General features: G+C 58.1%; 16 protein-coding genes. 13 read left to right on the forward strand and 3 right to left on the reverse strand.

What is annotated here, in order from left to right; genetic code table 11:
- Positions 1 to 2 precede the first annotated feature (2 nt).
- From CKW20_RS06730 to CKW20_RS06790, 13 genes are all read left to right on the forward strand, one after another.
- A complete protein-coding gene (locus CKW20_RS06730; protein WP_095052212.1) occupies positions 3 to 881 on the forward strand; it encodes a phage tail protein I in 879 nt (292 codons plus the stop codon).
- Positions 881 to 3,094, forward strand: coding sequence for a phage tail protein (locus CKW20_RS06735; protein ID WP_095052213.1), 2,214 nt, complete (start codon positions 881 to 883; stop codon positions 3,092 to 3,094). Before CKW20_RS06730 ends, CKW20_RS06735 begins: the two co-directional genes overlap by 1 nt.
- A gap of 20 nt (positions 3,095 to 3,114) precedes the next feature.
- Positions 3,115 to 3,936, forward strand: a complete 822-nt coding sequence (locus tag CKW20_RS06740) for a hypothetical protein (RefSeq protein ID WP_141228921.1) — start codon at positions 3,115 to 3,117, stop codon at positions 3,934 to 3,936.
- A 14-nt stretch (positions 3,937 to 3,950) separates the two neighbouring features.
- Complete coding sequence (locus tag CKW20_RS06745) at positions 3,951 to 4,418, forward strand: hypothetical protein (protein ID WP_095052215.1); 468 nt, start codon at positions 3,951 to 3,953, stop codon at positions 4,416 to 4,418.
- A gap of 100 nt (positions 4,419 to 4,518) precedes the next feature.
- A complete protein-coding gene (locus CKW20_RS06750; RefSeq protein ID WP_095052216.1) occupies positions 4,519 to 5,661 on the forward strand; it encodes a phage tail sheath C-terminal domain-containing protein in 1,143 nt (380 codons plus the stop codon).
- A gap of 11 nt (positions 5,662 to 5,672) precedes the next feature.
- On the forward strand, positions 5,673 to 6,185 hold the full coding sequence (locus tag CKW20_RS06755) for a phage major tail tube protein (RefSeq protein WP_030132168.1): 513 nt from the start codon (positions 5,673 to 5,675) through the stop codon (positions 6,183 to 6,185).
- Between the two features lie 39 nt (positions 6,186 to 6,224).
- Positions 6,225 to 6,476: a phage tail assembly protein gene (locus CKW20_RS06760; protein WP_095052217.1), complete on the forward strand. Its 252-nt coding sequence runs from the start codon at positions 6,225 to 6,227 to the stop codon at positions 6,474 to 6,476.
- Positions 6,477 to 6,496: 20 nt separating this feature from the next.
- Positions 6,497 to 6,637: a GpE family phage tail protein gene (locus tag CKW20_RS06765; protein WP_081729416.1), complete on the forward strand. Its 141-nt coding sequence runs from the start codon at positions 6,497 to 6,499 to the stop codon at positions 6,635 to 6,637.
- A 33-nt stretch (positions 6,638 to 6,670) separates the two neighbouring features.
- Positions 6,671 to 9,478, forward strand: a complete 2,808-nt coding sequence (locus CKW20_RS06770; protein WP_095052218.1) for a phage tail tape measure protein — start codon at positions 6,671 to 6,673, stop codon at positions 9,476 to 9,478.
- 49 nt (positions 9,479 to 9,527) lie between these two features.
- Positions 9,528 to 9,956 carry a phage tail protein gene (locus tag CKW20_RS06775; RefSeq protein WP_095052219.1) on the forward strand — a complete coding sequence of 143 codons (429 nt, stop codon included), beginning with the start codon at positions 9,528 to 9,530 and terminating at the stop codon, positions 9,954 to 9,956.
- Positions 9,953 to 10,159 (forward strand): tail protein X, encoded by a 207-nt coding sequence (locus CKW20_RS06780; protein WP_095052220.1) that lies wholly within the window; start codon positions 9,953 to 9,955, stop codon positions 10,157 to 10,159. The genes CKW20_RS06775 and CKW20_RS06780 overlap by 4 nt, the downstream gene beginning before the upstream one ends.
- Positions 10,160 to 10,167: 8 nt before the next feature.
- Positions 10,168 to 11,214: a contractile injection system protein, VgrG/Pvc8 family gene (locus CKW20_RS06785; RefSeq protein ID WP_095052221.1), complete on the forward strand. Its 1,047-nt coding sequence runs from the start codon at positions 10,168 to 10,170 to the stop codon at positions 11,212 to 11,214.
- 13 nt (positions 11,215 to 11,227) lie between these two features.
- Positions 11,228 to 11,404: a DUF2514 family protein gene (locus CKW20_RS06790; protein WP_371857404.1), complete on the forward strand. Its 177-nt coding sequence runs from the start codon at positions 11,228 to 11,230 to the stop codon at positions 11,402 to 11,404.
- 10 nt (positions 11,405 to 11,414) lie between these two features.
- Here CKW20_RS06790 and CKW20_RS06795 read toward each other — a convergent pair whose 3' ends face one another.
- From CKW20_RS06795 to CKW20_RS06805, 3 genes are read right to left on the reverse strand one after another with little or no spacing between them, the layout of a single operon-like run.
- Positions 11,415 to 11,864, reverse strand: a complete 450-nt coding sequence (locus CKW20_RS06795) for a hypothetical protein (RefSeq protein ID WP_095052222.1) — start codon at positions 11,862 to 11,864, stop codon at positions 11,415 to 11,417.
- The gene (locus CKW20_RS06800; protein ID WP_095052223.1) at positions 11,861 to 12,304 is read right to left on the reverse strand and encodes a type II toxin-antitoxin system HicB family antitoxin; all 444 of its coding nucleotides are present in this window, start codon (positions 12,302 to 12,304) and stop codon (positions 11,861 to 11,863) included. The genes CKW20_RS06795 and CKW20_RS06800 overlap by 4 nt, the downstream gene beginning before the upstream one ends.
- Positions 12,294 to 12,560: a type II toxin-antitoxin system HicA family toxin gene (locus CKW20_RS06805; RefSeq protein ID WP_095052224.1), complete on the reverse strand. Its 267-nt coding sequence runs from the start codon at positions 12,558 to 12,560 to the stop codon at positions 12,294 to 12,296. Before CKW20_RS06805 ends, CKW20_RS06800 begins: the two co-directional genes overlap by 11 nt.
- Positions 12,561 to 13,316 lie beyond the last annotated feature (756 nt).

Below are 13,316 nucleotides of genomic sequence, written 5' to 3' on the forward strand. Positions count from 1 at the left end.
CGATGAACATCCTACCGCCACACCTGGCCGAGCTTGAACGCAAGATTGACGCCGGCACGGCGCGCATCGACGCCATTCCGGTGCGCACGGAAACCCTGTGGAATCCCTGGACCTGCCCGGTCGAGGTGTTGCCCTGGTTGGCCTGGAACTTGTCCATCGATCATTGGCGGGCGAGCTGGTCCGAGCAAAAGCAACGGGCCGCGGTGGCCAGTTCCCTGGACCTGCACCGGATCAAAGGGACGTTGCGTGCGGTCGAGCAAGCGCTCTCTGAGTTCGACCTGGCGCCGAAGGTCACGGAATGGTTTGACGCGGTGCCACCGCTGCCGCGTGGCACCTTCCGGCTTGATCTGGCCACCGACAGCGTTCCGATAACGCCTGAGCTGGACGCGCGGATCATGGCCGCGCTGGAGCAGAACAAGCGCAAGTCGATTCACTTGGCCACCGTGCATATCACGCTGGACGGGCGAAGCCAGTCCCGGGCCGTCGCAGCCTCTGTCGCGGGCGAAGTGACCACGATCTACCCGTTACAGGTAACGCAGTTAGAGCAAACGCATACCAAACGTGCGGCGGCGGGTGTGGCGACGATGACCGAAAACACCACGCTCTATCCGTTGCAGGTTACGGCTTTCGAGCAGCAATGCATGGTGCGTGCAGCCGTTGGCACCTTGACCGCCGGTGATGCCACCACGCTTTACCCGCTTCAACCGACGTTGCTCGAGCAGCACGCCAACCCTGCCGTGGATTCGGTAGGTGGCGATTCTGGCGAGCAAACCACGATCTACCCCCTGCAAATGACCGAGCTGGAACAGCAAGCCGCGACGACTCAGTCAGTCGGCGCGGACGGGGTTGAACTGACAACTATCTACCCGCTGGAGGTGTGATGGCAGCGCAAGAGTTCTACACAATTCTGACCAAGGCCGGCTTTCAATACGAAGCCGAATGCAAGGCCAATGGCAAACCGATCAAGCTGGTAAAAATGAGCGTCGGTGATGGTAACGGTGCGTCCTATAACCCCGTGGATACGCAAACTACGCTGAAGCGCAAGGTGTGGGAGGGCAACCTAAACAATCTGTATCAGGACAAAGTGAACACGGCCTGGCTGGTGGTCGAGGTCGTCATTCCTGAAACGGTGGGCGGGTGGTGGGTGCGCGAGGTGGGTGTTTGGACCGACACCGGCGTGTTGTATGCCATCGGTAAATACCCCGAGTCATACAAACCGTTGATCAACAACGGCGCCGGTCGCGAAGTCAGTATCCGCACGATCTTCACCACGTCCAATGCCGACAATGTGACCTTGATGCTCGACGGGTCGGTCATTCAGGCGACCCGCGCCTGGGTGAAAGACTTCGTCGATGTTGAATTGACCAACATCAAAAAGGACATGTCGGCCGAACACGCGGAGGGCAAAACCCACACCTACCCGCTGGCCAATTTCATCGAAACTGATTGGGTGTCGGAGTCCAGCCAGTCGGAATACCTAGCGGAGATTTTCCGCACCTTTGGTCAGTCGGGAGTTTTGGGCAGTCGCCAATATGGTTCTGCCGGTACCGAGTCGTTCAACCGCACGTTCGACGGCGCTTATTCGGCTATCAATCTGCACAACCACCCGAACCTGCTGGCGACCCCCGGGCTGGGTGAAATCGCGGCCTTCATCAACGGCCACATGGTCAGGACGCGCCATAACGACTACCGCTTGCGCAGCGCTGCGCCAGGTAAATACCTAGCGATGGTGGACATTGCCCCTCCAGCGGCCCCCGCCTCGGTGAATGCGGCGGCTGACGTTCCGGCGAAGGTCGCAGAAATGCGCGAATACTTCCGGGCCTTTGCTGCGCGTGACACGTCGATTCGCGACTACCGGCCACATTTTCGCTGGAACCTTTCGGTGCTGGAAATCTGGCCGGAGCTGTTGACCGATGAGGTGAACGACACCTTTGAAAGCTTCCGCCATCTGGAGGAAATCAACGGCTATCGCGACCTGTTGTCTCGCACTTTGTTGATGGGCGCCACCGGCTACAGCGGTCGCAATGAAAACGGTTCGTTTATCCCCGGCTCAGTGCGGCAAGTGTCCAAGACCGGGCGGCCGCAGTACGTGGCTTGGCGTTATCGCATTTCGGTCGCGGACGTGGGCAGCGTCGGGGATTACCCCGTGGAAAAACTCGTTACCCCGCTCGATTTGCCGTTGCAGCGTTGGCACGCGAACCTGACAGGGCCGCAGGTGGCGTCAACCCGTCGGCAGCGGTTTCGTATCAACCGTGAGCTGTCGACTGATCCGACCTGGGGCGCGTACAACGAAAGCCCGACCATCGACCTGCTGGACGAAATGATGGCCAAGGTTCCGGGGCTGGACGGCGCCGGGGCGAACTTGGTTGAGCAGTACACGGACAGCGGCGTGGTCACCAAACTGACCAAGTGGGACAGCCCCGAGCTGCTGAACGCGGCTTACTACAACCGCCGGTATGGACACGAACGCAATGCCAGCGGCCGCACCAAGGGCTTGCGTAGTTACAACGACCCGACGCTGTTCGTGGCGTCCAATACGCGCCCTGAAGTGGCCTCGTTTGCGGCGGATGGCCAAACCTACCGCAACAGCTACGCGATTCCGTTGGAGCTGATTTTGCGCACGCCGTTGGAGGGTTGGAACCCCTACGGCATCGCCACGGTTGCCGCCACGGTCGGCGACGGTGGGACTGCACAAACCGCCTGGACCGGGCGCAGTGATAGTTCTCGGCACTACCTCACGCCGGCTGAGATGTTCTCTGACACGGTGTTAGACCCCGATCCGGCTGATACCGGGGCGAGTCCACGCTGGGTGTTGGATAGCACCGGAACGCCTCGATTGGTGCGTGCCTCGGGTATCTACGCAGTGCTGCCCAAGGTCGAGGGCGCCGGCGGCTTGGTCCTGCGTTACCCGGTCTATCCGATGTACCACGAAGGGGGTTGGGCGGCAGCGGCCGTCGATGCCTTGGCGGGCGACTGCACGACCGGCATGGTGAATTTGATGCGTGGGCACATCGCGCAAAAAGACTCAATCGCGGAAATGAGTGAGTCGATCCGTGTGCTTAGAAACGAAGTTTCGCAACTTAAACAGAAATAAACCGGGGATTTATTATGGGCATGTCGGCACTGCTGGCTGAGGCTACTCGCCTTGTAACAATGTTTCAGGACAAAGAGAAAAGCATTAAAGACGCCGTGGCCGCTGCTGTCAGTGCGGTCCCGGCGATGAGCAAGACTTACTACGTGAACGCAATTACCGGCGATGATGCCGCCGGTACGGGCGACAAACTCAAACCGTTTAAAACGGTGGCGAAGGCTGTGAACACCATTCCTTACGGCGGTGGTGGTTACATCCGGTTGTTTGGTCATGAACATGTGATCGACAGTTTGATTTTCGTTGCGTCCAAGAACATCACTATTACTGTCGCCGAAGGTGAGGCGGTTATGCCGACCTTGCGCAATATCTGCGTGCCGGCGAACACCTCTGACGGCGCTGGGGCTACGGAAAACTCGACCACCGGTTTTATGATGGACAGTTCCACCGTTGTTTTAGGGGGTATCCGCGTTCGCACGGCCAATTATTCAAAGCCCGAGTCAACGTTGAACAACGTCTACACGGGTTTGTTCCGTCGCTATGACCGCCCGATGGGCATGGTTCATGTGACCACGTGTGAGATTGAGCTGGGTGACACCGCCCTGACTCGCCACACCATCAACGGGCAAACCGGTATTGTTTCGCTGTACTTGAACAAGATCAGCCGCGTAGGTCCGATAGTTAAGAACACGCCATTAGTCGAGACGGCCGGTTGTCCGATTATTTTTGCCGCGCAATCGAATACCTTGCCGGCGGGCGCGAAGTGGTCGGGGGATTACATTACCGGCATTGTTTTTGACTCCAATGGCGCGACCCGAAGTGTCGTTACTAACGTCAATCTTGTTTAATTCGGTGATTAATAATGCGGCTTAATTTCACATATGAAGGCCAGTTCTATTCGGCATTTACTGTCGAGGATGCGCTGGCGGTAGGGATTCCGGTGTTGGTCTTGGCGGGGGCTGCCGCTGAAGAGATCCAAAAAGGGATTGACGCAGCCGTGGCCCAGGCCCGCGCGCGTAATGCCACGCGGATCGATGGCCAGGATTCCATGTATTTGCTTAAGGCGAACGAAGCCGAACGCTATATCGCGGCCGGCTCGCCAGCGGATGCAAGCGACTATGTGTTGCTGAAGACCGAAGCCGAGGCGTTGCAGATTACCCCGCAGGCGCAGGCAACCCGGGTGATTGAAGCCCGTGATTCCTGGCTGGCTGTGGCGGCTCGCATCGAGGCGGTCCGCATCGGTGGCAAAGGGACCTTGGCTGAGCTGGCCACCGTCGAAGCGGTGGTCGCCGCCGGCGAACTAGTGATCGCCGAGCTGGACGCTATCTAAGCCAGCGCCTCCCCGCTGAGACAACCCAAGCCGCGAAAGCGGTTTTTTTACGCCTGAAAGTCCCCGGCCTGGGGGCTTTCGCTTTCTGCTGGAGATTGAAATGGCAGCTGATTACCTGCACGGGGTCGAGCAGTTCTTCCTCGAAAACCTCGACCGTCCTATCGAAGTCCTGGCGGCATCGACCATCGGCCTGGTGGCCACCGCTGACGATGCCGACCCGCTGGTGTTTCCGCTCAATGTCCCGGTGCTGTGCAACAGCGACAAGCTGATCGCCAAGGCCGGCATGACGGGCACCCTGCGTGATGCGCTCAACGACATCTACCGCCAGTCCGGCGCGGTGGTCGTGGTGGTGCGCGTCGACGCGACGGAAACCCCTGAAACCCAAATCGCCGGAGTGGTAGGCAGCATCGACAACGAAACCGGCAAATACACCGGCCTCAAGGCGTTGCTGGCGGCCGAATCCCTGGTCGGCGTGCGCCCGCGGCTGATCATCGCCCCGGAGTTCAGTCACTTGACGGGCGTGGGTGCGGCAATGGAAGTGGTCGCGAAGAAGCTCAATGCAATCCCGATCATCGACGGCAGCGAGAAGGGCTATTCCGCAGTTATCGGCGAAGCGGCGTTGTACCAAGAAACGCTGTTCGTGAACTGCGGTGTCAAGGTGCTGGACGAGGTTACCGGCCAGGTTGTGACCCGCAAGGCGTCGCCGACCATCGCCGGGCACATCGTGCGCGTCGACAATGAAGAGGGCTATTGGAACAGTGCGTCGAGCCGGAAAATCTTTGGCATCCTCGGCACCTCCGAAGTGATCGATCATGCCATCGGCAGCACCACCAGCAAGGCCAACTTGTACAACAGCAAGAACGTGGCGGTGATCGTCAATCAGCAAGGCGGCTGGTATCTGTACGGCAACCGCTTGGCCAATTCCGTGATGATGCCGCACCAGCGGATTCGCTACATCGTTGGCGATTCGATCCTGTACGCGCACCAGGAATTGCTCGACCGCAACGTCACCCAGGGTTATGTCGATGGCGTGAAAAACCGGGTCAACAAACTGATCCGCCGTTTGAAGTCGCGCGACGTAATCAGCGGCGGCGAATGCTGGGTCGACAAGGAGTTGAACCAAGCCGCCATCGGCACCGGCCAGGTGTATTGGGATTACGACCTGGGCTTCTACGACGTGGCCGAACGCATGACGTTCCGTCAGCACATCAGTAACGGCTACAACGAAGCCATTTTCGAATAAGGGGGTGATCCATGGGCGCCAAGCTGCCTAGTGTTTTGGTCGACGTGAATTCGTTCTTCAAGGATGAATCATTTGCCGGCCGTTGTAATACCGCCACCTTGCCCAAGGTTGTGACCAAGACGATGGACCAGACCCTGGCCGGCGTCGCGGGTGACATCGAGCGCGACCTGGGGCGCCTCGAAAAGCTGGAGTGCGATGTAACTATCTCTGACTACTCCGAGCGCATTACCGGCCTTCTGGGCGCGCGTGACAGCCGTGAAGAGGTGTTCACGCTGCGCGGTGCGGTCGACGTGGGCGGCATCATCAAGACGGTGATTGTGCGGATGCAAGGCTTCTGGAAGTCCGCCGAGTTCAACGAATGGGCCCCGGAAAAAGAGGCCACCATGAAATTCGCCATCGCGGTCGAGCTGTTCCACTTTGAGGTGGACGGCAAAGAGCTGATTTACATCGACAAGCTCAACAACGAATTCCGCGTCAACGGCGTGGACCGCAACAAAGAAATTCGCGCCGCGCTGGCCCAGTAAGGGCCGGCGTTTTTTTTGCCCCAGTTTTGAGGAATCCCCATGAGCAAGCCTGTAACCCTGACCCGCCCAATCAAGCGCGGCGAAACCGAAATCACTGAGGTCACCTTTCGCGAGCCAGGCGCCGGCGAATTGCGCGGCCTGGACATGTTCGACGTAATCCGCATGGGCGTGAACGCGCACCGTGTACTGGTGCCGCGTATCGCCAATATCACCGCCAACGAGTTCGACCTGCTGGCCCCCAAAGACCTGTTGAATGTGCAGACGGAGGTGGTCGCTTTTTTCACGGATTGACCGCCGTACCGCACGAAGTAATGGAGGCGGAAGCCGACATTTTCCTGGTCTTCACCGGCTGGGATGCGCTGACGACGGAGCGCATGCGGCTTGAAGAGCTGATGCGTTGGCACAAGATCGCGCTTGCTCGGTACGAGCAGGGCCGGGCCGGGCAGTCCTGAGAGGGGCCGCCCGGCCTTTTTTTGGGGTGGGCTATGTCGAATTCTATGCGGCTAAACCTGATCATGGGCTTGGTGGACAAAATCACCGGGCCCATTCTGAAGGTGACCGATACCACGTCGCGGATGGGCGAAAAAATCAAGGCGACCCAGTCCGAGCTGTCGCGCCTGGGCAATACCTCTAAGGACATCGAGCACTTCAAAGCGCTCGAGGCGCGCACCGGCCAGACTGCGCAGGCCTTGGCCCTGGCTCAATCCAAAGCGCAGGCCCTGGGGCAGCAGCTGAATGCCACGGCCAACCCGACCCGCAAGATGACGGATGAATTTACCCGGGCGGCCGAACAGGTCAAACGCTTGCAGGCACAACAGCAGTCCGAACGCCTGGAGCTTCAGCGCACCGGCCAGCAGCTTGCGGCAACGGGGGTGAACACGGGGAGGCTTTCCGAAGCCACGCGGCGTATCGAGGTGCAGACGCGCCGTTACAACGAGCAATTGGCCAAGGAACAGAAAGCCTTGGCCTTGGTCGCCGAAAAGCAAAAGCGCCTGGGTGAAATCAAGCAGCGCAACAGCGACATGAAAATGTCGGCGACGGGTGACGCCATCGGGGTCGGTGTGGCCATCGCCGGCGCGAAACAGCTGGTCGATGCGTATGGCGAAGTCGTCACCGCGCGCAATGACGGTTTAGCCCTGGGGCTGGATGAGGCGGGCATTAATTCGATTACTGCCAAGGCCAAAGAGTTTTCGAACCTGTGGTCGGGCACCACGCAAAAGGAGTTCATCGAAGGCGCGGTCGAAATCAAGTCGGCGATTGACACCCTGGGCGCCGAGGCTATCGGCGACTTCACCAAAATTGCCGCGTTGGTGGCGAAGTCGACCAAGTCGACCACCGCTGAAATGACCTCGCTGATGTCGACCGGCTACGGTGTGTATCGCCGCCAGTTCGACGAGTTCGGTAAAGCGGTGGTAGCGGGCTGGGACAAGATGAGCGCGGAAGAACGCGACATTGAGTTTGGCAAGTACTTCGCGGCGGGCCTGGTCGAAACGGTCAACGTGTTCAAGTCGGACGGGCAGCAGATGTCGGCGGCGCTGACCAACTTAGGCGCGACCGCCACGTCGGCGAACATTCCATTTGCGGAGCAGTTGGCGATTCTCGGCCAGCTTCAGCTCACGATGTCCGGTTCTGAAGCGGCAACGAAGTACCGTTCGTTTATCGGCGCGGCTGCTGGGGCCAGTGAAAAACTGGGCGTCTCGTTCATGGATGCCAACGACAAGCTATTGTCGATGCCGGCGATTCTGGAAGTGCTGCGCAAGAAGTACGGTGCCACCCTGGACGCGATGGAAACCCAGGAGATGAAAAAGGCGTTTGGCACCGACGAAGCTATCGCCCTGATTCAGCTGCTGTACCCCGAAATTGACTCGCTGAAAAAGAACATCAGCGGCATGGGCGAAGCGCTGAAAACAGGTATGTCGACTACTGAACGCATGGCCCAAATCATGAACAGCGGCCCGAACGAATCGTTCAAATTGATGAGCCAGCGCATTCAAAACGCCAGTGTCACCCTGGGCGCGGTATTCGCCCCGGCGATGATGTTTGCCGCCGGCGCCGTGGGCCAGCTGGCCAGCCTGATCGGCAGCCTGGCCGAGCGCTTTCCGTTTCTTTCCCGGGTGATTGGCTTCGCCCTGGTCGGGCTGGTGGGCCTGAAGGTGGCGTCGATCGCCGCTCGCTTCGGCTTCGCGTTCCTCTCTGATGGGCTGATGTTGGCCCGGCGTTCGCTATTGTTTTTCACGGCGGCCAACCTGCGCACGCAAGCGGCGTTACTCGTAACGCGGATTCGATCGATCGCGGCCGCGACAGGGGTGTTGCTGCTGGGCACCGCCAGTCGTGCCTACGCTGTAGGCGCGGCGGTGATGACAGCAGCGCAATGGGCGTTAAACGTGGCCATGTCGGCCAACCCCATCGGCCTGGTGATTGCCGGCATATTGGCATTGGTGGGTGTGGTAGCCCTGGTGGTGCGCTATTGGGAGCCGCTTAAAGGCTTTTTTGGCGGGCTCTGGGAGCGCATCAAGGTCGTGTTCTCGGCGGCCTGTGAAGTCATCAAGGCGCTGTTGGCCTATTCGCCGCTGGTCTTGCTGATGCAGACATGGGCGCCGCTGACCGCCTTTTTCAGCGGCCTATGGACCAGCGTCAAAATGGTGTTCTCGGCGGCTTGGGAGTTCATCAAAGCGTTGATGAATTTCGCCTTTGTCTGGTCGATCTTCCTGGTATGGGAGCCGCTGGTGGCGTTCTTTAGTGGGCTGTGGGAGCGCGTCAGAGTGCTGTTCTCGACAGCCTGTGAATTCATCAAGGCGCTGATGGCCGATTCCCCTCTGGCGCTTGTAACCGAGGCGTGGGAACCACTGTTTACGTTCTTCGGTACGCTTTGGGATCGCATCAAAAGTGTGTTTGCGGAGTCGACCCAATGGCTGACGGACAAGGTTCTGGCACCGGTCACGTCCATCATGGACAAGGTCGGGGGCTTTCTGGGCGACGGCGCGGTCGCCATCACGCAGAAAATCACCGGTGCCACCGACGCGGTGAACGCCGCGCTACCGCCGTCTGCCCCGGGCGCGGGAGCGGTAGCCGCAACGGGGGCGCCCTTGGCGACACCAGTGGGGGGCGTGGCATCGCCGGCCGGTCGGCCGCCTTCAACGCAACAGGTCAATCAATACGGCGGCATCGTCGTGCAAGCGGCCCCGGGCATGTCGGAAGAGCAAGTCGCGAAGAAAGTGCGCGCCGAGCTGGATGCTCGCGACCGCCAGGCCAGCCGGTCGCAGCGCGGCCGCCTGGGTGATGGCCAAGGCTAATTAGTGAAATAGCGAAACCGCCCCCGGGCGGCTTTCGCGGGGGAGGGGTATGTCTGAAGTAATGATGGCGCTGGGCGACTTTCGCTTCAGTGTGGCCACGACCGAATATCAAGGGTTGTCGACCTCGATGGCCTGGCGCTGGGCGAAGAAGGATCGTTATGGGGCCAAGCCAGGCAAGCAGTTCCACGGCCCCGACAGCACTAGCAAAACCTTCGACATCACCGTTTACCCGCAGTCGCGCGCGGACGTGTTGCTGTTCGACCGCCTGCGCATGATGGGCGACGCGGGCGAACCGTTGCGCCTGGTGTCGGGTGGTACGGCCAAGGTGGAGGGCCAGTTAAAGCAGTCGGGGGCCGACCTGGGGCTGTGGGTGATCGATGGCCTGACCGTGGCGGATGAGTTTTTCCTCAAGGACGGGACGCCCCTGGTGCGCAAGGGGTCGCTGTCAATTTCCGAGTACGGGGAGGATGAAGCATGAGGACTTACCGCACCCGCCCGGGTGACATGCTCGACGCCATTTGCCATGTGCATTACGGCGCTGGCCCGGGGACCGCCGAAGCGGTTTTAGAGGCCAACCCTGGGCTTTGCCGGCGGGGAGCGGTGCTGCCTGAAGGGCTGTTGATCGAATTGCCAGACCTTGCCCCGGCGCAAGCGCCTGGGCAAGTGTCGTTGTGGGATTGAGGACAACTATGAAAAAAGCTGACTACCGAATCACGGCCAACGATGCCGACATTACCGCCATGCTGCGCAAGCGCTTTATCAAGCTGACCTTGCAGGATTCCGCCGGCGAGGACAGCGACACCGTGGCGATTGAGCTGGATAACCGCGACAACCTGATTCGTCTACCGTCGACGGGCGCGGAACTGAAGGTGTGGATTGGCGAGCCGGGAGCCCTAGTGTTCAAAGGCGCCTATCAAGTCGACGAACTGGAAGAGCCGTTAGACGATCAGGCCTTGGTGATCCACGGCAAAGCGGCCAAGATGTTGGGCGGCATCAAGGCCCCACGTGACGCCACGTTCGACGGGATTACCTTGGGCGCCCTGGTCGGCAAGATGGCCGCCGAGCATGGTTATATCGCGGCCGTGGCGCCGGACCTGGCGAAGCATGTTTTCGACCATATCGACCAGCGTGCCGAATCCGATATGAATCTGCTGACGCGCCTGTCTCGTGAGCTGGGCGCCGTGGCGAAGCCGGTTGGCGGCCGTCTGGTAGTGGTGCCCAAGGGTGTGGCTCAGACCGTCACCGGCGCCGCGTTGCCGACCGTCGTTATTAGTGATCCGGAGAACAGCAGCGGCCGGGTCACGATTCAAGAGCGCAACGACTATCAGTCGGTGGTCGCGTATTGGTTCAACGAAGCCGAGCAGCGCAAGGTGCCGGCAGTCGCGGGCGTAGTCGCCGGGGTGGTGTCGGTGTACGGCGATGCCCCGGACAATGCCGGTGAGGCCACCGAGGACGCCGATAGTCAGGCGGGCCCGCGCTACATCATCCGCAAGACCCATACGGATCAGAAGAGCGCCCAAGAAGCGGCGGCGGCGCAACTGAAGAAGCTGCAACGCGGCAAGTCCACCATGTCCATCACCCGGCCGCTGACGCCTGAGATTGTTGCCGAGGGTCGACTTGACGTGCGCAACCATCGCACCAGCGCAAATCGGCTGTGGCAGGTCGAGTCGGTTACGCATGTCATTGGCTCGGGCGGGGTAGCATCGTCGTCGGCCGAATGTGTGACGCCGACGTGAGACTGTCGGGGCGATCAAGGGATCTACCCGCGCAGCCATGGTGCTCTCCGACCTGTTCAGGCGGGCTGACAAAAGAGCGCAAGAGCTGGCAGCGGCTTATGACCGATCCCGAATAGCTGGTCTAGCGTGCGAACGTAGTTACACTCGCTACTGGATAAAATTCATTAGTAATAAAAAGCCCGGCACTTAGCCGGGCTGTATCATAATTTTTTAACTAACTTTCTCTTGGTCTTTTTTGCCGCGATTTTGGTAATGGGCGGAGAGCTCCATGGGAAATCTATTTGTGCTGCTCCGAGTCCTTCAAGAAGAGGCTTGGATAGGTTTCTCAAGTATGGATAGAGAGTTGAGCCTAAAATGTATGCAGCTTCTTCAGTGTCGATCCAATCTTTTACACCCTCGGGTTGGGTTGCGAAGAAATGACCGACAATTTCCATTTTGAAGAAGGGTTCTGAATTCTCAGTAAACAATGTTTCAAACTTCTGCGTTACGGTGAAGGAGTAATCATTGTCTTCACCAAAATCTGCAGTGTCTAGTGAAAGTCCGAATCGAGCTTTAAAAGCAGGAGATTCCTCATCGATTCCGTTTTCATAAGACTCCCCAGAAACATTCGATATTGTCACGAATTTCAGAGCTACGTTTTGAAGGCTCATTTCACCACCGTAAGCTTCGGCCGTGCGGCCGCCTTGGTCATGAAGAAGTCGTTAGATTCATATTCGCTATTGGCGTAATGGTGGTGATGGACTTCATTATGTCTGCCATTGATATGGCAGTTAATAGCATCCTTCACAACGTCATTGATTGAACTACTGTGTCTAGCTGCGAATCTTGACAATTCTTTATGGATGTATACGCCAACTCTAACATTGAAGGAGCCTGAGAAAGGCTTTTCTGGCTCTACCCCAAGTTGCGCGCATGTGTCCAAATAATCTTCAACAGACTCTTCGAATGCCTTGCGAAGCTCTTTAAAAGAGTCGGCTTCATAAGTGACGAGGTCGTTAATGTGCAGGATTTTTCCATACATCTCTTCAGACTGTGTGTCAAAATCCACCGACCCTTGAAATCCTTTGTACTCAAGCGTCTTAGTTGTCATTTTTCAAATAACCCTGTGATTTCAGTGATTCAATAATGTCCTCAATTTGAGGGCCAATTAAAGTGCTGTCGGGATGTCTCTTGTGCAACAAAACCTTGTGTTTCGTTTCAAGATGCACAAATTTTTTCCTTGAACCATCTCCTTCAAGCTCCTTGTACCCAAAATGCTTCATTACCCTTTGAAGCTGGGACCACGAAAAGTCCTTTGGGGCCGGGGTCTTGGTGAGCTTACCGATCAGCTTTTCGATCTGGCTCATGGTCACCAGCCATCCTTATGATATCTGCAACTATAATCTAGTTGCATTGTGGTGGCAAATTGAGTCTTGCTCATCCCTGAATACCTGTCTATCCACACAGTTTTTGGTGGCAGAACGCCATTTATCAAGGATTCTCTATCAGATTTCCTTATAGATCAATTGGTCATAGAGGTAGATCGCGGCATTTTTATTACCTTTGCAGCGATCTGACTGCTTTTGTCGCACTTCTCGCTCAGCTCCATTCGGGGTTGGATCAAGCCTCAGATGTGTTCACGCGAGGCTCTGCCTTTCGGACCACGCTTGGTTAGGTCATCAGCCATTATCAATTCCCTTTTGGTAGGCCTGGAGCAGTCCAGGCCAAACCAGCATTGACCATCAAGACGTGCCCGCCTTTCGACTTGCCTACCTTGCGCAAAACCTCTGCTGCAGGCCCACGGTTTACCGTTTGCATAAGCACAAAAAAGCGGATGTTTTGCCCCGCGCAGTAGGGTGTTTATTCTATATAAAACAATAGGTTAGGTTTGTTTAGGCCCCAGCATGGGGTGCTAGGGGTAGAGTGTTCGAATCACTCCGTCCCGACCATATTATTCAATGACTTAGCCCAACCTCCACAGGTTGGGCTTTTTCACGGTGCGCCAGGCATGGCGCGTTGCGCGCAAGCGCAACCCGCTTGGCTGTGGTGGCCAAGCGGGTGACTTGGAGGTGCAAGTCCTCTACACACCCGGCAAGGGGAAGTGTTAGCCAGAGGCAAGGGTG

The organism is Pseudomonas sp. Irchel s3b2 (genome assembly GCF_900187445.1).
Taxonomy (GTDB): domain Bacteria; phylum Pseudomonadota; class Gammaproteobacteria; order Pseudomonadales; family Pseudomonadaceae; genus Aquipseudomonas.

What these genes read in the sequence shown, in the direction of transcription:
- CKW20_RS06785 (WP_095052221.1), top strand. Translation starts at nt 10,168, where the DNA reads ATGAAAAAAGCTGACTACCGAATCACGGCCAACGATGCCGACATTACC.
- CKW20_RS06750 (WP_095052216.1), top strand. Translation starts at nt 4,519, where the DNA reads ATGGCAGCTGATTACCTGCACGGGGTCGAGCAGTTCTTCCTCGAAAAC.
- CKW20_RS06765 (WP_081729416.1), top strand. Translation starts at nt 6,497, where the DNA reads ATGGAGGCGGAAGCCGACATTTTCCTGGTCTTCACCGGCTGGGATGCG.
- CKW20_RS06775 (WP_095052219.1), top strand. Translation starts at nt 9,528, where the DNA reads ATGTCTGAAGTAATGATGGCGCTGGGCGACTTTCGCTTCAGTGTGGCC.
- CKW20_RS06805 (WP_095052224.1), bottom strand. Translation starts at nt 12,560, where the DNA reads ATGAGCCAGATCGAAAAGCTGATCGGTAAGCTCACCAAGACCCCGGCC.
- CKW20_RS06755 (WP_030132168.1), top strand. Translation starts at nt 5,673, where the DNA reads ATGGGCGCCAAGCTGCCTAGTGTTTTGGTCGACGTGAATTCGTTCTTC.
- CKW20_RS06740 (WP_141228921.1), top strand. Translation starts at nt 3,115, where the DNA reads ATGTCGGCACTGCTGGCTGAGGCTACTCGCCTTGTAACAATGTTTCAG.
- CKW20_RS06780 (WP_095052220.1), top strand. Translation starts at nt 9,953, where the DNA reads ATGAGGACTTACCGCACCCGCCCGGGTGACATGCTCGACGCCATTTGC.
- CKW20_RS06760 (WP_095052217.1), top strand. Translation starts at nt 6,225, where the DNA reads ATGAGCAAGCCTGTAACCCTGACCCGCCCAATCAAGCGCGGCGAAACC.
- CKW20_RS06770 (WP_095052218.1), top strand. Translation starts at nt 6,671, where the DNA reads ATGTCGAATTCTATGCGGCTAAACCTGATCATGGGCTTGGTGGACAAA.
- CKW20_RS06730 (WP_095052212.1), top strand. Translation starts at nt 3, where the DNA reads ATGAACATCCTACCGCCACACCTGGCCGAGCTTGAACGCAAGATTGAC.
- CKW20_RS06800 (WP_095052223.1), bottom strand. Translation starts at nt 12,304, where the DNA reads ATGACAACTAAGACGCTTGAGTACAAAGGATTTCAAGGGTCGGTGGAT.
- CKW20_RS06745 (WP_095052215.1), top strand. Translation starts at nt 3,951, where the DNA reads ATGCGGCTTAATTTCACATATGAAGGCCAGTTCTATTCGGCATTTACT.
- CKW20_RS06795 (WP_095052222.1), bottom strand. Translation starts at nt 11,864, where the DNA reads ATGAGCCTTCAAAACGTAGCTCTGAAATTCGTGACAATATCGAATGTT.
- CKW20_RS06735 (WP_095052213.1), top strand. Translation starts at nt 881, where the DNA reads ATGGCAGCGCAAGAGTTCTACACAATTCTGACCAAGGCCGGCTTTCAA.